Below are 23,295 nucleotides of genomic sequence, written 5' to 3'. Positions count from 1 at the left end.
CGAACACGACCGTTAAGCCCTCCAGCGCCAATGGTACTTAGACCGCAGGGTCTTGGGAGAGTAGGACGTCGCCAAGCACGAGAGACCTATCGCATGTGATGCGATAGGTTTTTTGTTGTGTTCCGATTTGGATCGAGATTATGATATTAGCGTCTGTTTCTGCTGAAAAAAACGTTCATCCATGTATAAACAGAGTACAACCGCACCAAGCTATTATAAAGAATTTGATCGACCACTTGACCTTTTTCTAAAATTGCATATAATAAAATCAAAGTCAAAGAAAGTCAAAGTCAATTGTCCGAATATTCGGTGTCCAATGATTTTGGTTGAAAACGAATCTTAATGTTTATGTTTCAACTTTGACTTTGTTGGTTATTTCTCAGGGAGGTTGGTGGTTTGCGTAACATTTCCGATCTCATCGAACAGTATCTGAAGCATATGCTCCAAGATAGCCCAGAGGGCGCAGTCGAAATTCAACGCAATGACTTGGCTGACAAATTTTCTTGTGTACCTTCACAAATCAACTATGTCATCAGCACTCGCTTTACCATGGAGAAAGGATACATGGTTGAAAGTAAGCGCGGAGGCGGAGGCTATATCCGTATACAACGGATTGATCTTCCGGCACTGAAGGCGATTCAATTCCATATCGAGGAAACAATTGGAGAGTGTGTCGACCAAAGTGCGGCGGAAGGACTTATTTATCAGCTGGAGGAAGCAAGGCTCATTTCAAAGCGCGAAGGCAACTTGCTTCGTGCGGCAGTGCATCGCGATACAATCGCGCTCAAGCTGCCGCTAAGGGATGAAATTAGGGCCAGATTACTAAGGTCCATGCTAATCTCATTGCTGGTTAAATAACGCGAAACCGTTTATACCGGGAGGAGGGATCACGCTTGTTTTGCCAAGAATGCGGCAAAAAGCCGGCTACGCTTCATTTTACAAAAATCATTAACGGTGAGAAGACCGAATTTCACATCTGTGAAAGCTGTGCTCGTGAGAAAGGGGAAAGTATTCCTGGGGCGCCGAATAGCTTCTCTATTCATAGCTTATTGTCAGGACTTCTTGACTTCGAGCATTTGGGCGGGGCAGGGATTGCCGGTATTAAGCAGGAAACGCTGCGATGCGAGGAATGTGGTCTTACCTATTCGCAGTTCAGCAAGATCGGCCGCTTCGGTTGCAGCAACTGTTATCAGGCTTTTGCAGATAAACTTGATCCACTTCTCAAACGGGTTCACAGCAGTACCGTACACAGCGGGAAGATACCGAAGCGTTCGGGCGGTCAAATTCAGTGCAAGCGCGAAATCGAACAGCTGAGGCGGGATTTGCAAGCGAAAATAGAGCATGAGGAGTTTGAGAGCGCAGCTCAGCTGCGTGATCGAATACGTGAACTGGAGCGCCAAATTGCCGACCTGTAAGCTGGCATAGAAGGAGTGAGTAAGGCTCTTGACTAAGCATCGATTCTCAGAACAAGCGCTTAGCGAATGGATGAAGGATGTTGGTCCGGAATCTGAAATTGTCATAAGCAGCAGAGTGCGCGTCGCTCGTAATTTAAGGCATCAGCCATTTCCGTTGCTTGCGACGAATCAGCAATCCAAGGATGTGATGGATCAGCTGACTGAAGTAAGCCAGAGCGGAAAGCTGCAGTCCATCGGTTCATTTGAGACGATTATTTTGTCAGATTTAAGTGAGCTTGATAAAAGGGTGCTCGTTGAGAAGCATCTGATAAGTCCTAATTTAGCGAATGACTCGCGATGCGGGGCTGTTATTTTAAGCGATAATGAATCTGTTAGCATAATGATTAACGAAGAAGATCATTTGCGCATCCAATGTCTATATCCAGGTTTCCAAATTCAAGAGGCCTGGGCGTTGGCCAGCGGAATTGACGATATTTTTGAAGAGGCAGCTGATTATGCGTTTGACGAGAAACGCGGTTATTTAACGACATGTCCAACAAATGTTGGCACAGGCATTAGGGCCTCGGTCATGATGCATTTGCCGGCACTTGTGCTCACGTCGCAAATCAATCGTATTTTGTCGGCAGTAACGCAGGTTGGCCTAGCGGTAAGAGGATTGTATGGCGAAGGCAGTGAAGCGCTTGGCAACTTGTTTCAAGTGTCAAACCAAATTACGCTAGGTCAATCCGAGAACGAAATTATTGACAATCTTTATAGTGTAGCAAGACAAATTATCGAGCATGAGAAAGCGGCCCGCAAGCGACTTATGCAGGACTCGAGGCTGAGAACGGAGGATCGCATAAAGCGATCATACGGTATTTTATCTCACGCATCGATTATGGACTCGAAGGAAGCGGCACAGCGCTTATCGGATGTGCGGCTTGGAGCAGATTTAGGAATTTTAACAGATGTAACGCCACAAGTGTTAAACGAGCTTTTGGTCATGACACAGCCCGGATTTCTACAGCAAACCTTCGACGAGAAGATGAGCTCGGAGCAGAGGGATTTCAGAAGAGCAGAACTTATACGCAAGCAATTGCGCGGTGAAAAAGGCCATGGGGGTGCATGAATATGATGTTTGGAAGATTTACGGAGCGAGCACAGAAGGTGCTTGCATTAGCACAAGAGGAAGCGGTCCGTCTTGGGCATAATAATATCGGCACGGAACATATTTTGCTTGGTCTTATTCGCGAAGGGGAAGGAATAGCGGCCAAAGCATTAATCGGACTTGGTTTAGGGCTTGAGAAAATTCAAGATGAGGTTGAAGCATTGATCGGCCGTGGGCAAGAGCAGCCTAACAACATTGCTTATACGCCTCGCGCGAAAAAAGTCATTGAGCTTTCGATGGACGAAGCGAGAAAGCTGGGCCATACGTACGTAGGCACCGAGCATATTCTTCTTGGATTAATCCGTGAAGGAGAGGGCGTTGCAGCGCGTGTGCTGAACAACCTTGGCATCAGCCTTAATAAGGCTCGTCAGCAGGTGCTGCAGCTGCTTGGCAGCAGCGAGGCTGTATCGAGTAATCATAGCTCGCAGGCTAACGTAAGCACGCCTACGCTTGATGGACTTGCAAGAGACTTGACGGCTTATGCGAAGGAAGGCAATTTGGACCCCGTTATCGGACGGAGCAAAGAAATTGAGCGCGTGATCCAAGTGCTTAGCCGCCGTACGAAGAACAATCCAGTGCTAATCGGGGAGCCTGGCGTTGGTAAAACGGCGATTGCCGAAGGACTAGCGCAAAAAATTATTGCGAATGAAATTCCTGAGACGCTACGCGATAAACGAGTTATGACGCTCGATATGGGCTCAGTTGTAGCAGGCACAAAATACCGCGGTGAGTTTGAGGATCGTCTGAAGAAGATCATGGACGAGATTCGCCAAGCCGGCAATATTATTCTATTCATCGATGAGCTTCATACGCTCATTGGTGCAGGCGGAGCTGAAGGTGCGATCGACGCATCGAACATTTTGAAACCTGCTCTGGCACGCGGCGAGCTGCAATGTATCGGTGCTACTACCTTGGATGAGTATCGCAAATATATCGAGAAGGACGCAGCGCTTGAGCGTCGTTTTCAACCGATAACGGTTGATCAGCCATCACCGGAAGAAGCGATTCAAATTTTGTACGGACTGCGCGATCGTTACGAGGCTCATCACCGCGTGAAAATTACGGATGAAGCAATCGTGCAAGCGGTGAAGCTGTCCGATCGTTATATCCCAGACCGGTTCTTGCCGGATAAAGCAATTGACCTTATTGATGAAGCAGGCTCGAAGGTACGCCTACATTCGTACACCGTACCGCCAAACTTGAAGCAGCTTGAAAACCGTTTGGAGGATATCCGCAAGGAGAAGGATTCTGCGGTTCAAAGCCAGGAATTCGAGAAAGCGGCTGCGCTACGCGACACAGAGCAAAAAATTCGCGAAGAGCTCGATGTAACGAAAAACCAATGGAAAGAAAAGCAAGGCCGTACCGATTCCGAAGTAACGCCGGAGGATATTGCTCAGGTTGTAGCTAGCTGGACAGGAATCCCGGTCAGCAAGTTAGCAGAGGGAGAGACGGAGCGTCTGCTCAAAATGGAAGAAATTCTTCATGACCGTATTATCGGGCAAGAGGAAGCCGTTAAATCGGTGTCTAGAGCGATTCGTCGTGCTCGTGCCGGTCTGAAGGATCCGAAGCGTCCAATCGGCTCGTTCATTTTCTTAGGGCCTACAGGCGTTGGTAAAACGGAGCTGGCAAGAGCGCTTGCCGAGGCGATGTTCGGCGATGAGAATGCGGTTATCCGCATCGACATGTCGGAATACATGGAGAAGCATTCGACTTCGCGTCTAGTCGGAGCGCCTCCTGGATATGTAGGTTATGAAGAGGGCGGCCAATTAACCGAGAAGGTTCGTCGCAAGCCATATTCCGTTGTACTCCTTGATGAGATCGAGAAGGCTCACCCTGAAGTATTCAACATTTTGCTGCAAGTGCTGGAGGATGGTCGCTTGACTGATTCCAAAGGCCGCGTCGTCGATTTCCGGAATACATTGATTATCATGACGTCCAACGTTGGCGCTGACCAAATTAAACGCAATTCCTCGCTTGGCTTTACTGCTGTGCAGGATGCGGGACGTGATTTCTTGCAAATGAAGGACAAAGTGATGGCAGAGCTTAAGAAAAGCTTCCGTCCTGAGTTCCTCAACCGGATCGATGAGAGCATCGTATTCCACTCGCTCGGCGAGGAGCATATTGCTCAAATCGTTACGCTTATGTCTGATGAGCTTCGCAAGCGTCTGCGCGAGCAAGAGGTTGATTTCGTCCTTACGGATGGGGCCAAAGCATTCCTTGCCAAGGAAGGCTATGATCCACAGTACGGAGCGCGTCCGCTTCGCCGGGCTATCCAGAAGCATATTGAGGATCGTTTATCCGAAGATTTGCTGATGGGTAAAATTCAAAAAGGCGATTCGTTCACGATTGATGAAAAAGACGGCGCCTTGACGGTAACGAAGTCCGTTTCGGAGCAAGAGCCAGAGGAATCCACTGCGAAATAAAACATAATCCCGAACTGTCCCGCAGCCAGAAATGTAGCTTGCGGGACAGTTTTTATTATGGTTTATCTAATTGACAATGAGAATCATTATCGTACAATGACAGTAGAGCATTACATAGAATGGAGGTGCAACGATGATAGTTGTTACAAATACGATAAAAGTAAAAAAGGGGCATGGAGAGACGGTTGCCAAACGGTTTCAAAATTCCAAAGGGATTGATCAATCGCCGGGTTTCGTACGCATGGAGGTATTGTTTACGGAAGATCTAGAGGAATTTGATGAGCTGAAAGTAAGCACAACTTGGGAAAACAAAGCTTCCTTCGATGGCTGGGTGAACAGCGATTCGTTCAGGCAAGCACATGCCCATCGAGGCGGCCAGCCGCAAGGCGCTGATGGTCAGCAAACGGAAAGCGTTATGCTAGGCTCGCAGTTGACCACGCACCGCGTATTGGTTGCTCGGCAAGCCGGGGTTGAGGCATAACAAATTAAAACGGAATGCTATGGAATCGGATTATATTTCGCTCTCTTATCCACTGTGGATAAAGGGGGCGTTTTTTTTATGGTTCATTCCTTTGAATTTCGGTGGGGATATGTTGATCAACCTGTGGATAATGTTGATAAGTTGTTAATAAATCTGTGGACAATACCGATATGATATAAAAGGGATAACTTATTATGTGGGAAACTAATAATAGAAACGATAATAAGCTTTTTCATCAACAATGTGGGTTTATACATTGGGGATTAAATGGTAAACTTTATATAGCGTCATTTTTGCAGAATCGCAAGTGAGGGCTCCATCTATTGTGCTAGCCCATAACGTTTAAGGAGTACAGAATGGCCAAAATTAAAACGAAGTTTGTTTGTACGGAATGTGGCACAGAATCCGCTAAATGGCTCGGAAAATGTCCGGGCTGCCATGCATGGAACTCTATGGTGGAAGAAAAAGAAACCGTTGTGAAAACGAAGGGCGTCGGATTGTCATCGTTTCATGCGAAAGAAAAGCCGCAGTCCATCATACATATAGAAAGCGGGCAAGAACCGCGCATCGAAACCAGGATGCTTGAGCTTAACCGGGTGCTCGGCGGGGGCGTCGTACCTGGCTCGCTTATTCTGGTTGGCGGAGATCCAGGCATCGGCAAATCAACGCTATTGCTGCAAACCTCTCACGCGCTTGCGGTGAAGGGACTTAAGGTGCTCTACATTTCCGGAGAGGAGTCAGTGCGGCAAACGAGGCTAAGAGCAGATCGCCTTGGAGCGCTGACGGAATCGCTGTATGTACTATGCGAGACCAATATGGAGCAAATTAATGATGCAATCGAATCGGTCCAGCCAGATTTTCTCGTTATTGACTCGATTCAAACGGTGTACGATCCGAATGTACAGTCTGCTCCCGGCAGCGTATCACAGGTACGCGAATGTACGGCACATTTTATGCGAGTCGCCAAAATTAAAGGGATCGCAACGGTGCTGGTCGGCCATGTTACGAAGGAAGGCGCGATTGCTGGGCCAAGGCTGCTGGAGCATATGGTGGATTGCGTTCTTTATTTTGAAGGAGAGCGTCATCATACCTATCGCATTTTGCGCGCAGTGAAAAATCGGTTTGGCTCGACGAACGAGATTGGAATTTTTGAAATGGGCGAGGACGGGCTAAGGGAGGTTTCTAACCCTTCTGAGCTGTTCCTGTCTGAACGGCCATTAGGCGTGTCAGGCTCGACAGTCGTTGCAAGCATGGAAGGAACGAGGCCCGTTCTAGTCGAGCTTCAGGCGCTTGTAGCAACAACCAATTTTCCTTCTCCGCGAAGAATGTCGACAGGCATTGACCATCATCGCATGGCGCTGATCATTGCGGTGCTGGAGAAGCGTAACGGCATGTTTCTGCAAACGCAGGATGCGTACTTGAACGTTGCGGGCGGCGTAAAGCTCGATGAGCCGGCTGTTGACCTAGCAGCCGCCGTCAGCATTGCGTCCAGCTTTCGGGATGCTCCGACGAAGCCTTATGATGTCATATTTGGCGAAGTGGGGCTGACGGGCGAGGTTCGTGCCGTGTCGCGTGCGGAGCAGCGGGTGAAGGAAGCAGAGAAGCTGGGATTTAAACGTGTCATTATGCCGGAGAAGAGCTTAAAAGGCTGGAAGCCGCCCTCTGGCATAGAAATTATTGGCGTAACCACAGTGTCGGAAGCACTTAAGGCAGCGCTTGGATAGGGGGCAGATGATGAAGGAACCTACTCAGTTGGAAATAATGAATCAATTATTGCAATTAGTCGCACCAGGTACCCCTTTTCGTGATGGGCTGGAGAATGTGCTTCGGGCCAAAACGGGGGCGTTACTTGTTGTTGGATATAGTCCTGAGGTAATGGAGGTTGTAGATGGAGGCTTCTCCATCAATTGCGACTTCTCGCCGAACTATTTGTATGAGCTTGCTAAAATGGATGGCGCGATTATATTGAGCGAGGATATGCGTAGAATATTGTATGCGAATACACAGCTCATTCCGAACAGCTCGATTCCTTCCATTGAAACGGGTATACGGCACCGGACGGCAGAGCGTGTTGCTAAACAGACGGGTAAGCTTGTCGTATCGATCTCTCAGCGGCGCAATATTATTACGCTGTATCAAGGCAACCTGCGCTATTCACTGAAGGATATGGGCGTTATTTTGACAAAGGCCAATCAGGCGATTCAAACGCTCGAGAAATATAAGGCAGTGCTTAGCCAGTCGTTTACGAATTTGTCCGCGCTTGAGTTCGAGGAGCTTGTGACGCTGCAGGAAGTGGCGCATGTTATTCAGCGTGTTGAAATGGTGCTGCGTATCAAGATGGAAATAAAGCGTTACGTGATTGAGCTAGGTACGGAAGGCCGTCTGATCAGCATGCAAATGGATGAGCTGGTTGGCGGAGTGGAAGAGGACGCGTGGTACTTACTTAAGGATTACGCCAAAGAAAATTCGGATGAGAAGATTCGGGAAATTCGGGCAGGGCTAAAGAAGCTAAGCTCGGATGAGCTGCTGGATGCGCCGCCAATCATCCGTTTGATCGGTTATCCACATACGAGCAATATGAACGATGAATCCGTCTCCCCTCGCGGGTATCGCCTGTTGAACAAAATTCCGAGATTGCCGCTTATCATTATGAACAATTTAATTGAGCGGTTCGGACGGCTTCCTCATATTTTGATGGCGACGATTGAAGAATTGGATGAGGTTGAGGGTATTGGGGAAGTGCGGGCACGGGCAATCAAGGAGGGTCTCAAGCGGATCCAAGAGCAGATGTTCATTGACAGGCAAATCTAAATCCCATACAATAGATTGAATGTGGTCCTTTAAAGGGATGTACATTCGTTAAGGGTTTTGGGGCATAGTAGAGAAGAGGTGGAAAAGATGATCGCAAAATCGATACCGAGCCTTCTCACGGTGGGGAACCTATTTTTAGGGGTAATCGCCATCATTCTTGTATTCAATGAAAAACCAGATACGGCAGCTATGATGGTGTTGATCGCCATGCTGCTTGACGGTGTAGACGGACGCGTTGCTCGGGCGCTGAACGTTCAAAGTGAGTTCGGCAAAGAGCTGGATTCCTTATCCGATGTGATTTCGTTTGGCGTAGCGCCTGCTTTCATTATGTATGTTGTCGCTTTTCAAGAGCTGAGTCCTGCCTTAGCATGGATTGTAACGGCGTTGTTTCCTATTTGCGGCGCTTTGCGGCTTGCTCGCTTCAATGTCATTTCAAGTGCGCCAGGCTACTTTATCGGACTGCCAATACCAGCAGCTGGTGGTGTACTAGCGACGCTTGCTTTGTTCAAGGATGATATTTACGTATCCGTGCTGCTTACGAGCACGCTTGTCCTCTCCATTCTTATGGTCAGTACGATTAAATATCCGAATTTCAAAAAGGTCGGAATTCCAAAGGGTGCGGTTTGGGTTGTCCCAATCGTTATTGTGGTATCCGTTATACTTGGCTTAGTGTTCAAAAATGATCTATCCAAAATAGTGTTTGTACCGCTGCTGCTTTATGCGCTGTACGGCCTAAAAAAAAACGTTGATCGGCGTTTGCCCAAGCGAAACCGCAAGCGGAAGAAGCGCGAAGAAGTTGCCGATGAGCCTGTTCAATCAGAGAAGCCGGCCTAAAGCCATAGCTTGCAATCGAAATGAGATAGCGTTTCAAGACACAACAATTGTGTCTTGGAACGCTATTTTTATTTTCTATTAAACGGTCGAAACAAAGAAAAAGCTTTGAGGAGAGATCCTCAAAGCTTTTGTCAGTTGTAAAGGTCTAACTTGGTATGTTCTTGTATACAGTTACGTTAAATTAAACAGGCCTAAGGTTGAGCATTTGTCGTATTCGTCAGCAATAACCTCATCGAGTTGAATGTCCAGCAGATTACATAAAGCAGTCATATAAAATAAGTTGCGTCCAAGATCGGACTTAAGTACGTCGCGGCAATGCTCGCACACGGCTCCCGTGAGATGACTTTGCAGTGTTGTTTTGGCATCTTCAAGATTAAGCTCGTCTGAGTATTGCTGCTTGCGGGCATTTAGCTCGATACAGCCACAATCTGTCACTGCTTTCGTGACTGCACGGTTGACAGAAGCGCTTGACTGTCCGAATTTGGACATGACATCTAGTAAGCTGCGGTGCCGGAGCAGCAATTCGGATACTTGCTGCTGAAATTGATCCAGTGTAGGAGCGCTCATCGGTTCCACCTCTTTCACCAACCTCGTATGATGTAATCTTAATTTCCATTATAAGCTTCCTACCCTCTCATTTCAAAATGTGAATTATTAGAATTTATAAATGTTTGCAATTAATAGGCTCCCCCACGGTTAGCGAGGCAATAATTGGAACATAATTGTAGTGGAGGTGAACCATAATGGTTAGACGAATTATTCAAATAATGGGTTTGTTGTTCGGTGGTATGGCAGGCGGTGAGGTATACGGATGGATGAATGGAGCGGCCGTATGGTCTGGCTCATCCTTCGGAATGCTACAGCGATCCGGCACTTATTACATGAATGTAGCAATTGGCGCGGTTTTTGGTGTGGTTGTGGCAACGATGATTGCAGGGCAAATCATTCGTTATATGCAGAAAGGTGCGGAGCAAACTGCAGCGCTTCCGATGCAGCAGTTGATTGCAGGGGCAGGCGGCCTGCTTGCAGGTTTATTGCTCACAGTGTTAATCTATCCCGCTGTATCCGGCTTAGAAGGCCTAGGAAGTCTTATTCCTGCTGCTATGATGGTATGCTTCGGTTATTTGGGCATGCGTATTGGCTTGCATAAGCAGGAAGAATTGGCGGAAGGCTTTGCAGCCCTGCTTGAGAAGCGGAGGATTGCTCCAGCTGCAGATGAAGCGGGCGGCTACGAGGAGCATAAAATTCTCGATACGAGCGTTATTATCGATGGTCGAATTGCAGACATTTGCAAGACTGGATTTATTGAAGGAACGCTTGTCATTCCGGAGTTTGTGCTTGAGGAGCTGCAGCATATTGCTGATTCTTCTGATTTGCTGAAGCGCAACAGAGGAAGGCGCGGACTTGATATCTTGAACAAGATTCAAAAAGAGCTTGACGTGAAGGTTCTTATTTATGAAGGTGACTTCGAGGAAATCGGAGAAGTGGACAGTAAGCTTGTTAAGCTGGCTAAAGCGCTCCACGGCAAAGTGGTTACCAATGATTTTAACTTAAACAAGGTATGTGAGCTTCAAGGCGTGTCGGTGCTGAATATTAATGATTTGGCAAATGCTGTGAAGCCTGTCGTATTGCCGGGAGAAGAAATTATCGTTCAAGTGATTAAAGACGGCAAAGAACATGGACAAGGTGTCGCTTATTTGGATGACGGTACGATGATCGTCGTTGAGGGCGGACGCGAATATATCGGTACGACAATGGAGGTGCTCGTGACGAGCGTGCTGCAAACGTCTGCGGGCCGAATGATATTTGCAAAACCGAAGCTGTTGGAAAAAGCGCAGTAACAAGGTATGATAGTACTATTGTTAGGGCGCAAACGGCTGACGCCGTCCAATGGCGGCATAAGCTCGTTTCGCGGTGAAATATAAGTCCATTTATAAGAGATCGTCTTATGAATGCTTGTATTTTAACATAGTGTGAGGCGGGTTGAAGGCATGGGAGCAGATTGGGGAGTTATCATCGTTGCGGCCGGAAGAGGCACGCGGATGGGAACGAAGGAAAGCAAGCAGTACTTGCAGCTGGGGGACAAGCCTATTCTCGTCCATACGCTGGAGCTGTTTCAGTCGATGGACACCGTTAAGGAAGCTGTACTTGTCGTAGGAAGCGATGATGTTGAGCGCTGCCGCAAATGGGTTCAGCAATATAGAATAACGAAGGTAACGGCTGTGGTGACCGGGGGAGCAGAACGCCAGCATTCCGTGTACTGCGGGCTTCAGGAGCTGACAAGCGACTGGGTGATGGTGCATGACGGCGTTCGGCCGCTTGTAACGGCGGATGCTGTCCGTGCATGCTGCGAGCAGGCGGAGAAGAGCGGCGCTTCGGTGCTGGCTGTGCCGGTTAAAGATACGATTAAGCAAGTGAATGAAGCGGGTGTCATCATTTCGACGCCGGACCGCCGAAGCTTGTGGGCGATACAAACGCCGCAAGCTTTTCGACGTGTCCTGCTGCTGGAGGCGCATGAGCGCGCGCTGGCAGAGCAATTTGTAGGGACGGATGACGCGATGGTCGTAGAGCGTATGGGCGCGAGTGTCACCGTTGCAGAAGGCGAATATACAAATATAAAAATTACGACGCCTGAAGATTTGCCGTGGGCGGAATTTCTGCTCGCGAAGCGTCGTGCCGATAGGGCAGAGGGGAACGGTGGGCAAGGATGATTCGTGTTGGTCAAGGATTTGATGTGCATCAATTAGTAGAAGGACGTCCATGTATTATTGGGGGAGTAACAATTCCTTATGAGAAGGGGCTGCTCGGCCATTCGGATGCAGACGTACTGCTGCATGCGATAACGGATGCGATTCTTGGAGCGCTTGGGCTTGGCGATATTGGCAAGCATTTTCCGGATACGGATGCCGCGTTTAAGGATTCGGACAGCTTGAAGCTGCTTGAGGAGATATGGAAGCTCGTGCGCGAGCGGGGCTACAGACTTGGCAACATTGACTCGACGATTATTGCTCAGCGTCCTAAGATGCTGCCGTATATTCCGCAAATGGCCGAAATTATCGCAAAGGCGCTTGAGGCTGACGTAACGCAGGTGAACGTGAAGGCGACAACGACGGAGCAGCTTGGATTTGCGGGTCGCGGCGAAGGGATTGCGGCACAATCCGTTGTCTGTCTGATCAAGGATGTGCTATGATCGGGAGTATTCAACTTTAAGCAGATTCTTCCGGAGCAAGCTTTAGCTTCGCAAAACTTTTATAGCATATGCTTACGAAGCGAGATTTTGCTTCGCAAAACTTTTATAGCATATGCTTACGGAGCAAGCTTTTGCTTCGCAAAACTTTTATAGCATATGCTTACGGAGCAAGCTTTTGCTTCGCAAAACTTTTAGGAGGTTTTTCAGATGACAGCAGAGGTTCGAGTTCGGTATGCCCCATCTCCTACGGGTCATTTACATATAGGAAATGCAAGAACGGCCTTGTTCAATTATTTATTCGCAAGAAATCAAGGCGGTAAATTCATTATCCGGATCGAGGACACAGACGTGAAGCGGAACGTCGCGGGTGGAGAAGAAAGCCAGCTTAAATATTTGAAGTGGCTCGGCATGGATTGGGACGAGAGCATTGATATCGGAGGCGGGTATGGACCTTATCGCCAGACCGAGCGTCTCGATATTTACAATAGGTATTGGCAGGAGCTGATTGACCGGGGTCTGGCTTACCGTTGTTACTGCACGGAGGAAGAGCTGGAGAAGGAGCGGGAAGAGCAAAGCGAGCGTGGCGAGACGCCGCGGTACTCCGGACTTCACCGCAACTTGTCGGAAGAGCAACGGCAGGCTTTTGAAGCGGAAGGCCGTGTGCCAAGCATTCGATTCCGCGTTCCTGAAGGCCGCACCTACGCCTTCGATGATATCGTGAAAGGCTCAATCAGCTTCGATACAGCGGAGATGGGCGATTTCGTAATCGTGAAGAAGGATGGCATTCCAACTTATAACTTTGCAGTAGTGCTTGACGATTATTTGATGAAAATTAGTCATGTATTGCGGGGCGAGGATCATATTTCGAATACGCCTCGTCAGCTCATGATTTATGAAGCGTTCGGCTGGGAGCCGCCGCAATTCGGTCATATGACGCTTATCGTAAATGATCAGCGCAAGAAGCTTAGCAAACGTGATGAATCGATTATTCAGTTCATTTCCCAATATGACGAACTTGGTTATTTGCCTGAGGCTATGTTTAACTTTATTACACTTCTTGGCTGGTCGCCTGAAGGCGAGCAAGAGATCTTTACCCGCGAGGAGCTTGTCTCTGTCTTCAATCCGGATCGTCTAAGCAAAAGCCCTGCCGTATTCGATACGCAGAAGCTGAGCTGGATGAACAACGAATATTTGAAAAAGGCTGATCTCCCGCGATTAGTTGATCTTTGCCTCCCGCATCTGCAGCAAGCAGGGCGTATCGCAAATGATCTGGATGCGGAAGGCCATGCATGGGTAACGGATCTAGTAGCGCTTCATCAGGAAAAGCTGCGCTATGCTGCTGAAATCGTGCCGATGACGGAGCTCTTCTTCCGCGATACGATTGAGGATGAGGGCGATGCTGTCGAAGTGCTTGCTGAAGAGCAGGTGCCGACCGTTTTGCAAGCCTTTTTGACGCGGATAGAAGCGGGCGAAACGCCATTCCAAGTGGACGGCATTAAAGAAATGATCAAAGCGGTGCAGAAGGAGACGGGTTTCAAAGGCAAGCAGCTCTTTATGCCGATTCGTGCAGCGCTTACCGGGCAGACGCATGGTCCTGACTTGAACCAATCCCTTGCCTTGCTAGGCAAAGAGAAGGTTGCGAGCCGCTTGCGCGGACGTTTGGCTGGCTACGGGGTTTAGACGCTTATAGCCGTTTTGCAATGGAGCGGACATAATGCCCTTGTCACATTTTTGGGTATTCGGTATACTATGACTAATAAATGAATGAATCGAACGGCCATGAACAGGAGAAGTACGTTTGCTTGTGGATTCGCAGAGAGGACAACCGTCATTCGAATCGGCGTCGCATCATGATGTGTGGCAATGGGAAACTGGAATGGGGCTGAAAGTTGTCTGGTCCGCCAAACGGAAATATGCACCTGGGAGCTTTGTTCCGAGCTGCTGCAGCGAGAAATGCACGATCATAAGGACAAGGCGGATATGCCACGTCGTTTATGAGGTTGCATATTTGGCTGCGCAGGGTAGGCAGCAACGTATCGTCTGCGTTAAAGACTCTAAGAGGAACGAATCCTCAGCGTAGGCTGTCGATTTGTTCAAGCAGAGTGGAACCGCGAGATTGCACGCCTCTGCAGCATAATATGCTGCAGGGGCTTTTCTATTTTTTATTAGAATCATATGAGCGTTTGAAAAAGGAGCATTGCTTATGTTTCGTCATTTCCGATCGGACATACAGGCGGTTTTCGAGAATGATCCAGCTGCCCGCAGTCGATTCGAGGTTGTTTTCACCTATTCGGGCTTACACGCCATTTGGGCTCACCGCATCGCCCATCCTCTCTACCGCAGAGGCTGGTTCACTATTGCGCGAATGGTCTCTCAGGTGAGCCGTTTCATGACGGGCATCGAGATTCATCCGGGCGCTCAAATCGGCGAGCGATTGTTTATCGATCATGGAATGGGTGTCGTGATTGGAGAAACGTGCGAAATAGGCGATGATGTCGTGATTTATCAAGGCGTTACTCTAGGCGGTACAGGGAAGGAAAAAGGGAAGCGTCATCCGACAATTGGCAATAATGTTGTTATCGGCTCAGGCGCGAAGGTACTTGGATCTTTCCAGGTCGGTGAATTTTCCAGTATTGGGTCAAACGCAGTTGTTCTGAGGGAAGTGCCGACGAATTGTACCGTAGTAGGAAATCCGGGACGTGTCGTTAAACGCAACGGAGAGCGAGTGGGCGATCGTCTGGATCATACGCAGCTTCCCGATCCGGTCATAGAAATGTTCCGTACGATGCAGAAGGAAATAGATGATTTGAAAACCGAGCTGAATCAGCTTCGGGAACCTGTAGCTGGAGGAGAAATACGAAAATGACAGTGTCCATTTATAATACCGTATCTAGGGTGAAAGAGCCTTTTGAGTCGCAAGAGCCGGGGAAAGTTAAGATGTATGTCTGCGGTCCGACCGTCTATGATTACATTCATATCGGCAATGCAAGGCCCGTTATTTTCTTCGATGTGGTTCGTCGTTACTTTGAGGATATCGGAAATGATGTCCAATATGTCGTGAACTTTACGGACGTAGACGACAAGCTTATTCGCAAAGCAGAGCAGCTTGGCGCAACGGTGCCAGAAGTAGCGGAAAAGTTTATTGCGGCATTTTATGCGGATATCGAATCGCTTGGCGTTCATAAGGCGACGCTTAATCCGCGCGTGACGGAGCATATTCCTCAGATTGTTGCGTTTATTCAAGGGCTGATAGACAAAGGCTATGCTTATATGAGCGAGGGCGATGTCTATTACCGTACGGCTGCATTCGTAGATTACGGCAAGCTTTCGCATCAGAATATAGAGGAGCTTCAGTTCGGTATTCGGGTTGAGATTGGCGAACGCAAGGAGAACCAGCAGGATTTTGTATTGTGGAAGGGCGCTAAGCCTGGAGAAATCAAATGGGAAAGCCCATTTGGCGATGGCCGTCCCGGCTGGCATATTGAATGCTCGGCTATGGCGCGTGAGTATCTTGGGGATACGCTGGATATCCATGGAGGCGGACATGATTTGCAATTTCCGCATCATGAATGCGAGGTTGCACAATCGGAAGCATTGACAGGAAAGCCGCTTGCGAACTATTGGATGCATAACGGCTATATTCATATTAACAATGAGAAAATGTCCAAATCGCTGGGCAACGGCATTACGGTACATGAGATTGTGAAGCGGGTTAAGCCCCAGGCTATCCGTTACTTTATGCTATCGACTCATTATCGCAGTCCGCTGAACTTCAGCGATGATTCCGTTGCCCAAGCAGAGAACAGTGTGGAGCGGATTGCAAATTGCGCAGCCAATCTAAAGCATAGGCTTTCTGCCATGAACGGTGAGTTCGCAGAGGCAGCTGGAAGCGGACTTGTTCCTTCGGGCGATGAAGCGCTGGATGCGAGACTTAAGGCGATACATGACCAATTCCATGCGAAAATGAGCGATGATTTCAATACGCCTGATGCGATAACGACGGTATTTGACTTGGTCACGGAAGCGAATCAATATCTAAATCGTGCCGATGCAGCTCCAAGTGCAGTGTATGCACTGCTTACTCTGCTTGAGCGTATGGATGCTGTGCTTGGCTTGCTCCCGCTGCAGCAAGCGGATAGTGAACTGCTTGATGCGGATATTGAGCAGCTGATCGTAGAGCGTACGGAAGCCCGTCAGACGAAAAACTGGGCGAGAGCCGACGAAATTCGTGATTTGCTTACAGAGAAAAATATCGTACTTGAGGATACGCCGCAAGGTATCCGCTGGCGGCGCAAATGAGTGAGCAAAACGATTTAAATATGCTGCTCTTTCATCCGCCTTCCAAAAAACCGCAACTGATGAACCCAGTCGTTCTAGCTTATATAGGAGATGCCGTATTTGAGCTTCTTATACGGCAATATTTAATCTCGTTACCGAATCAAAAGTCGCATCATCTCCACCGGGAAGCGACAAAATTTGTATCTGCCAAAGGGCAGAAGAGAACACTGGATCTCTGGCAGCCGCATTTGACCGAGGAGGAGGCGGACATTGTCCGCCGCGGCCGCAATTCGAAGTCGGGCACGCCTCCCAAAAATGCCGATCTCGCCGATTATCGGCTCGCTACCGCATTGGAGAGTTTGGTAGGATATCTCTATTATGAAGGACGTATAACCAGATTGAACGAATTGCTCGCGATTGCGCTAGGCGTACAAGAAAAGCAATAAGGCAGGCGCAGCCATTTGAGAATATGAAAACGATATAAGGAGGGTAACCGATGACAGAAGAAACGATTCAAGATGAGATGATTGCCGGTAAGCACCCTGTGCTCGAGGCGCTTCGATCAGGACGTGAAATTAATAAAATATGGATCGCCGACGGCGCACAGAAGACATTGACGCAGCCTATCGTCGCAGAAGCAAAGAAGTTCGGTATAGTCGTACAGTTTGTTGACAAGAGAAAGCTCGACAGCTTAACCCCAGGTGTTACTCATCAGGGAGTTGTCGCTCAAGCTGCTGCCTTCGCCTATGTGGAGGTAGAGGAGATTCTTGAACGCGCGAAGCAGCGTGATGAGGTTCCTTTTATACTGCTGCTTGACGAGATTGAAGATCCGCATAACCTTGGCTCCATCCTTCGAACGGCTGAATGTACAGGAGTTCATGGCGTAATCATTCCGAAGCGTCGTTCTGCGGGACTTACGGCTACTGTATTGAAAACCTCGGCCGGCGCAGCTGAGCATGTGCCAGTTGCACGCGTTACTAATCTGGCGCAAACGATCGATAAGCTGAAGGAAGCGGGCGTATGGGTAGCAGGCACTGACCTTAGCGCTTCGCAAGATGTTTATAAGATGAAATTCGATATGCCGCTAGTTATCGTCATCGGCAACGAGAGCAAGGGCATGGGAAGACTTATTAAGGAAAAATGTGATTTTCTCGTTAAGCTGCCTATGCTTGGCCAACTGAATTCTTTGAACGCCTCGGTTGCGGCTGGCGTGCTTATGTATGAGGTCGTGCGGCAACGCCGGAGTATGTAGGCCATGAATCGGCACGACGATATTTTATTGGTCGATGGGTATAACGTGATTGGCGCTTGGCCGGTTCTCGAGAAGCTGAAGGAATACGCTTTGGAGGAAGCTCGGGACAAGCTGCTCGATATGCTGGCGGACTACCAAGGATTTACGGGCATGCAAGTATACGTCGTGTTTGATGCGCATCAGGTGCCCGGACTTGGGGCCACTTATCGGCACCACAAGCTGATGATCGTATATACGAAAGAAAAGGAAACGGCCGATGAATGTATCGAGCGTCTCTGCTCCGAGCTGTTTGTAAGGCGGAGGAACATTTATGTTGCTACGTCTGATCTGGTGGAGCAGCATGTAGCATTCGGTAAAGGAGCGCTCCGCGTTTCCGCGCGCGAGCTGCTTGTCGATATAAACCAAAACCGCAAAAACATCGAGCAGTCGCTGCGCGAGGATAAGCCGGGGAAGCGTAATACGGTAGACGGCATTGTAAGCCTTGAGGTTCGGAGCAAGCTTGAAAAGCTTCGCCGAGGAGAGAAATAATGGGTACGGTTTTTAATGCGGGTGATCGTGTTAGCTGAACATGTCGCTATTCTATGCCACAAAGTTACAAAAATGCTAGAAAATCGATGGTTTTCGGACACCCGATTGGTTGACGGTGTAAGGTTACATAATGTATACTGACTCTATTATTAGCGATAAGAACGTGTGGATTTTGCCAGGTAACTTTCTTATCTCTCGACGTGAAACGCTGCTGAGCCTAAGCAATTGGGAACAGTTAGATAGGTTTGCGTGAATACGAATCTAGCGGTGTACGCCTTGCAGGCCGGAGGGATAGTTCGTGAGTATCGACCTCAAAGAATGGAGTACGCTTGAGTATGACAGCAGTACGGACGAGGATATCGTCGAAGCGGTCCGCAATGGCGACAGCATAGCGTTGGAATATTTGATTAACAAGTATAAGAACTTTGTGAGAGCCAAAGCGCGCTCGTATTTTCTTATCGGTGCGGATCGTGAAGATATCGTGCAGGAGGGTATGATTGGTCTATATAAAGCAATTCGTGATTTTAAAGGGGACAAGCTTGCAAGCTTCAAAGCCTTTGCGGAATTGTGCATAACGAGACAAATTATTACTGCCATCAAAACAGCCACGCGTCAGAAGCACATCCCGCTTAATTCCTACGTATCGCTCGATAAGCCCATTTATGATGAAGATTCGGATCGCACGCTGCTTGATGTCATTTGTGGCACACGAGTATCAGATCCTGAAGAATTAATTATTAATCAAGAAGAGTTTATTGGCTTGGAAGATAAGATGTCCGAAATTTTAAGCGACCTTGAGCGTAAGGTGCTAATGCTTTATTTGGATGGAAGATCTTATCAGGAGATTGCAGTCGATCTGGATCGGCATGTGAAATCAATAGACAATGCCCTTCAGCGCGTGAAGCGAAAGCTTGAGCGTTACTTGGAAGTCAGAGACATTAGCGGTTAACCGCAATTATACGTAAATTGCTTTTAAAGAGGACTGTCTTCCATCTGGCGGTGTCCAGGTGGAAGATACAGTCTTTTTTGTTTTAAAAGGGCATAAGTAGACTATACTGATAGAGACGAGCCCGATATTGCTGTTGTTCCCAATTATTCGTAGGCCAAACACTTATCTTTTACATTGACATCAATATAGCTGTATGATAAAGTGTTTAGGTAGGCCTAAATTCGAGGTTTTTTTTCGTTTTGGCGTTGGAATCAATGAACTTTCATATAGAGCTTCATGATTCGTATTTTGTAGCAGTTCGGGAGGTGTAATTCAATGCGGGTAATTATCACGTTGGCATGCACAAACTGCAAACAGAGAAACTATGCGAGCAGCAAGAACAAACGCAATCACCCCGACCGCATCGAGTTGAAGAAGTTTTGCAAGTTCTGTAACGAGCAGACTCCTCATCGCGAGACGAGATAGTCAAATGGAGGTGTGAACGTGGCATTTTTGGCTAAACTAAAGCAAGGCTTTGGTACAACGTTTAGTTTTTTTGCCGACAGCTGGGCGGAACTTAAGAAGGTTCGCTGGCCAAGCCGTAAAGAGTTGACAAGCTATTCGATCGTGGTTTTGCTTACGATCACGCTTGTAACGATTTACTTCTGGCTTCTTGACATCGGGATCTCGTCTCTGGTTGAACTCATTGTTTAAGAAGGGTCCAAAGGTGGATTTGTGATGGAAAAAAGATGGTACGTCGTGCATACCTACTCAGGCTATGAGAACAAGGTGAAAGCCAATTTGGAGCGCCGTGTTGAATCAATGGGCATGGAAGACAAGATTTTCCGTGTTCTAGTTCCTATGGAAGATGAAGTGGTAGAGAAGGACGGCAAGAAGAAGATTGTCCAACGTAAGGTCTACCCCGGCTATGTTCTTGTGGAAATGGTTCAAACCGACGATTCTTGGTACGTTGTTCGGAATACGCCAGGCGTAACTGGATTTGTAGGATCAACAGGTTCCGGTTCAAAACCGATTCCTCTATTGCCTGATGAGGTTGAGCAAATACTCAAGCACATGGGCATGGAAGAGCCAAAACCGAAAATCGAGTTCGATTTGAAAGAAACGGTTCGCGTCAAAGTAGGTCCTTTCGCAGATTTTGTTGGTACAGTAGAAGAAATTTTGCTGGACAAAGCGAAGTTGAAGGTTCATGTAAACATGTTTGGCAGGGAGACCCCGCTGGAGCTGGATTACACTCAAGTGGAGAAGATATAATATCTGGTTTCCGAACCCATCGGTTCATTCCGGTGGAGGATTGGACGCGAAGTGACTAAGCCATTTTGGTGACGAACGTTACTTACGCATGGAATAAAGGGTTAGGAGGTGTCAGGCATGGCAAAGAAAGTCATCAAGATGGTCAAACTGCAAGTTCCTGCAGGTAAAGCAAACCCAGCGCCGCCGATCGGTCCAGCACTTGGTCAAGCAGGCGTGAACATTATGGCGTTTTGTAAAGAGTTTAACGCTCGTACAGCAGATCAAGCAGGCTTGATTATTCCAGTTGTTATTACAGTATTTGAAGACCGTTCGTTCACATTCGAAACAAAAACGCCGCCGGCAGCAGTATTGCTACGCGTCGCAGCTGGAATCGATAAAGGTTCAGGCGAACCGAACAAGAAGAAGGTCGCTACTGTAAAACGTGACAAAGTTCGCGAAATCGCTGAGCAAAAAATGCCGGATCTTAACGCAGCTTCTGTAGAAGCAGCAATGCGTATGGTTGAAGGTACTGCTCGCAGCATGGGCGTAACTATTGTTGACTAATACCGCGAGGTAGCTTGCTTTGCGAGGCTTCGGCTTCGCGAGTGGGAGGATCATCCTTAGGAGGATTTTCCGCTACAACCACATGAGGAGGAAATTACAATGGCTAAACAAGGTAAAAAATATGTAGAAGCTGCTAAGCTTATCGACAGCGAAGCAACTTACGAGCCTTTGGAAGCGATCGAGCTTGTGAAAAAGGCAGCAACAGCTAAATTCGACGAGTCCGTTGAAGTAGCAGTTCGTTTGGGTGTAGACCCGCGTAAACAAGACCAAGCAGTTCGTGGCGTAGTTGTACTACCACACGGTACTGGTAAAACAAAACGCGTTCTCGTTTTCGCAAAAGGCGAAAAAGTGAAAGAAGCGGAAGCTGCGGGTGCTGACTTTGTCGGCGATGCAGACATGATTAACAAAATCCAACAAGGCTGGTTCGAATTCGACGTTTGCGTAGCAACGCCGGACATGATGGCTGAAGTTGGTAAACTTGGACGGATCCTTGGTGGTAAAGGTTTGATGCCTAACCCTAAAGCAGGTACAGTAACGTTTGACGTTGCTAAAGCCGTTCAAGAAATCAAAGCCGGTAAGATTGAATACCGTCTTGATAAAGCAGGTCAAATCCATGCGCCAATCGGTAAAGTATCTTTTGATGCTGAGAAACTCAACGAGAACCTCAAGTCATTGATCGACGCACTTAACCGTGCTAAACCGGCTGCTGCAAAAGGTATTTACCTGAAAAACATCGCCGTTTCTTCGACAATGGGCCCTGGCGCTCGTGTTTCTACAGCGAATTATCGCTAAGAAGAACGGAACTAAATTCGAATACGCATACCGTAGACAGTAGGTGCCATTAGGCTTAATTTCCTACCGAGGTGTTATGATAAAACGTTTGTAAGCAACATTCGATCCTTTTTGGATTGATGCGCGATAACGACATCATGGCCTTCGCAGTGTCTGCGAAGGCCTTTCTCATGCATCGAGGCGTGGAAAGCCCGTCGTAATTAACGGAATGTATACTATTACGGGAGGTGTACAGTTTGGCTAACGCAAATATCATCCAAGAGAAACAAGAGGCAGTTGCCGTAATCGCGGCGAAAATTGCTGCTAGCTCCAGTACAGTTGTAGCTGACTATCGTGGATTGAACGTTGCGCAAGTAACTGAACTTCGGAAACAACTTCGTGAAGCAGGAATCGAATTCCAAGTTCTAAAAAACTCGCTCGTTCGCCGCGCAACTGAAGGTACGGATTTCGTAGAATTGAACAACATTCTTACAGGTCCTACTGCAATTGCATTCGGTAAAGAAGACGCTGTTGCTCCAGCTAAAATTTTGAACGATTTCGCTAAGAAGAATGATGCTTTGAAACTTAAAGGCGGCATTGTAGAAGGTAAAGTCGTATCACAAGAAGAGATTAAAGCACTTGCGGAACTTCCGTCCCGCGAAGGTTTGCTTTCTATGCTCCTCAGCGTATTGCAAGCTCCAGTGCGCAACTTCGCGCTTGCGGTTAAAGCAGTCGGCGAGAAACAAGAAGCACAAGCTTAATCAGCTACAGTCACTAATTGCATTGAACCGACGCAAGTCGGCTGCATGATAAAACAAAAAAATAAACCATATTCCTGGAGGTATAACCATGTCTAAAGAACAAATCTTAGAAGCGATTAAAGTTATGAACGTTCTTGAACTGAACGAGCTAGTTAAAGCAATTGAAGAAGAATTCGGCGTAACTGCAGCAGCTCCAGTAGCAGCAGCAGGAGCTGGCGCAGCTGTAGAAGCTGAGCAAACTGAATTCGACGTTATCCTTAACGGCCCTGGCGCTTCGAAAATCAACGTAATCAAAGTAGTTCGCGAAATCACAGGTCTTGGCCTGAAAGAAGCGAAAGACTTGGTTGACAGCGCTCCTAAAGCTGTTAAAGAAAAAGTTGCTAAAGAAGAAGCAGAAGCAGTTGCAGCTAAGCTTACTGAAGCTGGCGCTTCCGTAGAAGTTAAGTAGTATTTGTACAATAAAATAAGCTGATCATGCGATTGAATGATGAATCGGCTGGCGAGCCCCTTGAACCGTCAGGTTTCAAGGGGTTCGTTGTATGTTAAAGGATAAGAATGTATAAGCTAAGAACTTATACATTCTTATCTTTCAACGCGAAATGCGCCTTTACCGCTGCGATCGGGCGATCGCCGTTTGCGCTAGACGCTATGGAAAAACGGG

General features: G+C 47.8%; 26 protein-coding genes, 1 rRNA gene and 1 other annotated feature. Of the genes, 26 read left to right on the top strand and 1 reads right to left on the bottom strand.

The annotated features are described in order from the left end of the window. From rrf to pssA, 9 genes are all read left to right on the top strand, one after another. A 5S ribosomal RNA gene (rrf, locus tag AC1TPC_RS23600) occupies positions 1-77 on the top strand; the annotation flags it as partial. Between the two features lie 319 nt (positions 78-396). Beyond that, positions 397-858, top strand: coding sequence for a CtsR family transcriptional regulator (locus AC1TPC_RS23595; RefSeq protein WP_482069205.1), 462 nt, complete (start codon positions 397-399; stop codon positions 856-858). Between the two features lie 35 nt (positions 859-893). Next, positions 894-1,415 (top strand): protein-arginine kinase activator protein McsA, encoded by a 522-nt coding sequence (gene mcsA, locus AC1TPC_RS23590; RefSeq protein WP_482069204.1) that lies wholly within the window; start codon positions 894-896, stop codon positions 1,413-1,415. A 28-nt stretch (positions 1,416-1,443) separates the two neighbouring features. Beyond that, positions 1,444-2,523 (top strand): protein-arginine kinase McsB, encoded by a 1,080-nt coding sequence (gene mcsB, locus AC1TPC_RS23585; RefSeq protein WP_482069203.1) that lies wholly within the window; start codon positions 1,444-1,446, stop codon positions 2,521-2,523. Positions 2,524-2,525: 2 nt separating this feature from the next. Beyond that, positions 2,526-4,985: an ATP-dependent protease ATP-binding subunit ClpC gene (gene clpC, locus AC1TPC_RS23580; protein ID WP_482069202.1), complete on the top strand. Its 2,460-nt coding sequence runs from the start codon at positions 2,526-2,528 to the stop codon at positions 4,983-4,985. A 133-nt stretch (positions 4,986-5,118) separates the two neighbouring features. Next, positions 5,119-5,466, top strand: coding sequence for an antibiotic biosynthesis monooxygenase (locus AC1TPC_RS23575; RefSeq protein ID WP_482069201.1), 348 nt, complete (start codon positions 5,119-5,121; stop codon positions 5,464-5,466). A gap of 356 nt (positions 5,467-5,822) precedes the next feature. Continuing rightward, positions 5,823-7,190 carry a DNA repair protein RadA gene (radA, locus tag AC1TPC_RS23570; RefSeq protein ID WP_169090686.1) on the top strand — a complete coding sequence of 456 codons (1,368 nt, stop codon included), beginning with the start codon at positions 5,823-5,825 and terminating at the stop codon, positions 7,188-7,190. Positions 7,191-7,200: 10 nt separating this feature from the next. Beyond that, positions 7,201-8,277, top strand: a complete 1,077-nt coding sequence (gene disA / locus AC1TPC_RS23565; RefSeq protein WP_053373868.1) for a DNA integrity scanning diadenylate cyclase DisA — start codon at positions 7,201-7,203, stop codon at positions 8,275-8,277. Positions 8,278-8,364: 87 nt separating this feature from the next. Continuing rightward, complete coding sequence (pssA, locus tag AC1TPC_RS23560; protein WP_482069200.1) at positions 8,365-9,111, top strand: CDP-diacylglycerol--serine O-phosphatidyltransferase; 747 nt, start codon at positions 8,365-8,367, stop codon at positions 9,109-9,111. Between the two features lie 171 nt (positions 9,112-9,282). On the opposite strand, the gene AC1TPC_RS23555 is transcribed toward pssA, so the two are convergent. Then, positions 9,283-9,678 carry a nucleoside triphosphate pyrophosphohydrolase family protein gene (locus tag AC1TPC_RS23555; RefSeq protein WP_053373872.1) on the bottom strand — a complete coding sequence of 132 codons (396 nt, stop codon included), beginning with the start codon at positions 9,676-9,678 and terminating at the stop codon, positions 9,283-9,285. 176 nt (positions 9,679-9,854) lie between these two features. On the opposite strand from AC1TPC_RS23555, the gene AC1TPC_RS23550 reads away from it, so the two are divergent. The 17 genes from AC1TPC_RS23550 to rplL all read left to right on the top strand — a co-directional run bounded on the left by AC1TPC_RS23550 (position 9,855) and on the right by rplL (position 23,082). Further along, on the top strand, positions 9,855-10,952 hold the full coding sequence (locus AC1TPC_RS23550) for a PIN/TRAM domain-containing protein (RefSeq protein WP_482069199.1): 1,098 nt from the start codon (positions 9,855-9,857) through the stop codon (positions 10,950-10,952). Between the two features lie 150 nt (positions 10,953-11,102). Then, positions 11,103-11,822 carry a 2-C-methyl-D-erythritol 4-phosphate cytidylyltransferase gene (gene ispD / locus AC1TPC_RS23545; protein WP_482069198.1) on the top strand — a complete coding sequence of 240 codons (720 nt, stop codon included), beginning with the start codon at positions 11,103-11,105 and terminating at the stop codon, positions 11,820-11,822. After that, a complete protein-coding gene (ispF, locus tag AC1TPC_RS23540) occupies positions 11,819-12,301 on the top strand; it encodes a 2-C-methyl-D-erythritol 2,4-cyclodiphosphate synthase (protein WP_482069197.1) in 483 nt (160 codons plus the stop codon). The genes ispD and ispF overlap by 4 nt, the downstream gene beginning before the upstream one ends. 207 nt (positions 12,302-12,508) lie before the next feature. After that, on the top strand, positions 12,509-13,981 hold the full coding sequence (gene gltX, locus AC1TPC_RS23535) for a glutamate--tRNA ligase (protein ID WP_482069196.1): 1,473 nt from the start codon (positions 12,509-12,511) through the stop codon (positions 13,979-13,981). A 523-nt stretch (positions 13,982-14,504) separates the two neighbouring features. Then, complete coding sequence (gene cysE / locus AC1TPC_RS23530; protein WP_482069195.1) at positions 14,505-15,167, top strand: serine O-acetyltransferase; 663 nt, start codon at positions 14,505-14,507, stop codon at positions 15,165-15,167. Next, positions 15,164-16,600 carry a cysteine--tRNA ligase gene (cysS, locus tag AC1TPC_RS23525; protein WP_482069194.1) on the top strand — a complete coding sequence of 479 codons (1,437 nt, stop codon included), beginning with the start codon at positions 15,164-15,166 and terminating at the stop codon, positions 16,598-16,600. Before cysE ends, cysS begins: the two co-directional genes overlap by 4 nt. Further along, complete coding sequence (locus AC1TPC_RS23520; protein WP_482069193.1) at positions 16,597-17,025, top strand: Mini-ribonuclease 3; 429 nt, start codon at positions 16,597-16,599, stop codon at positions 17,023-17,025. Before cysS ends, AC1TPC_RS23520 begins: the two co-directional genes overlap by 4 nt. A gap of 50 nt (positions 17,026-17,075) precedes the next feature. After that, positions 17,076-17,831 carry a 23S rRNA (guanosine(2251)-2'-O)-methyltransferase RlmB gene (rlmB, locus tag AC1TPC_RS23515; protein WP_053373880.1) on the top strand — a complete coding sequence of 252 codons (756 nt, stop codon included), beginning with the start codon at positions 17,076-17,078 and terminating at the stop codon, positions 17,829-17,831. 3 nt (positions 17,832-17,834) lie between these two features. Then, on the top strand, positions 17,835-18,359 hold the full coding sequence (locus AC1TPC_RS23510; RefSeq protein ID WP_482069192.1) for an NYN domain-containing protein: 525 nt from the start codon (positions 17,835-17,837) through the stop codon (positions 18,357-18,359). A gap of 298 nt (positions 18,360-18,657) precedes the next feature. After that, positions 18,658-19,308, top strand: a complete 651-nt coding sequence (sigH, locus tag AC1TPC_RS23505; protein ID WP_053373882.1) for an RNA polymerase sporulation sigma factor SigH — start codon at positions 18,658-18,660, stop codon at positions 19,306-19,308. A 315-nt stretch (positions 19,309-19,623) separates the two neighbouring features. Further along, positions 19,624-19,773 (top strand): 50S ribosomal protein L33, encoded by a 150-nt coding sequence (rpmG, locus tag AC1TPC_RS23500; RefSeq protein ID WP_015847242.1) that lies wholly within the window; start codon positions 19,624-19,626, stop codon positions 19,771-19,773. 18 nt (positions 19,774-19,791) lie between these two features. Then, on the top strand, positions 19,792-20,001 hold the full coding sequence (gene secE, locus AC1TPC_RS23495) for a preprotein translocase subunit SecE (protein ID WP_169090712.1): 210 nt from the start codon (positions 19,792-19,794) through the stop codon (positions 19,999-20,001). 24 nt (positions 20,002-20,025) lie between these two features. Further along, positions 20,026-20,559: a transcription termination/antitermination protein NusG gene (gene nusG / locus AC1TPC_RS23490; protein ID WP_482069191.1), complete on the top strand. Its 534-nt coding sequence runs from the start codon at positions 20,026-20,028 to the stop codon at positions 20,557-20,559. A 117-nt stretch (positions 20,560-20,676) separates the two neighbouring features. Continuing rightward, positions 20,677-21,102, top strand: coding sequence for a 50S ribosomal protein L11 (gene rplK, locus AC1TPC_RS23485; RefSeq protein ID WP_482069190.1), 426 nt, complete (start codon positions 20,677-20,679; stop codon positions 21,100-21,102). 99 nt (positions 21,103-21,201) lie between these two features. Further along, the gene (rplA, locus tag AC1TPC_RS23480) at positions 21,202-21,894 is read left to right on the top strand and encodes a 50S ribosomal protein L1 (RefSeq protein ID WP_482069189.1); all 693 of its coding nucleotides are present in this window, start codon (positions 21,202-21,204) and stop codon (positions 21,892-21,894) included. A 12-nt stretch (positions 21,895-21,906) separates the two neighbouring features. Beyond that, positions 21,907-22,073 (top strand) — a sequence feature (ribosomal protein L10 leader region). Between the two features lie 57 nt (positions 22,074-22,130). Next, a complete protein-coding gene (gene rplJ / locus AC1TPC_RS23475) occupies positions 22,131-22,634 on the top strand; it encodes a 50S ribosomal protein L10 (protein ID WP_482069188.1) in 504 nt (167 codons plus the stop codon). A gap of 88 nt (positions 22,635-22,722) precedes the next feature. Next, the gene (gene rplL / locus AC1TPC_RS23470; protein WP_056636009.1) at positions 22,723-23,082 is read left to right on the top strand and encodes a 50S ribosomal protein L7/L12; all 360 of its coding nucleotides are present in this window, start codon (positions 22,723-22,725) and stop codon (positions 23,080-23,082) included. Positions 23,083-23,295 lie beyond the last annotated feature (213 nt).

The sequence above is a fragment of the Paenibacillus sp. Y280 genome (assembly GCF_056786335.1).
Note: the sequence above shows the minus strand (reverse complement) of the source record. Positions and strands in the feature narration are given on the sequence as shown.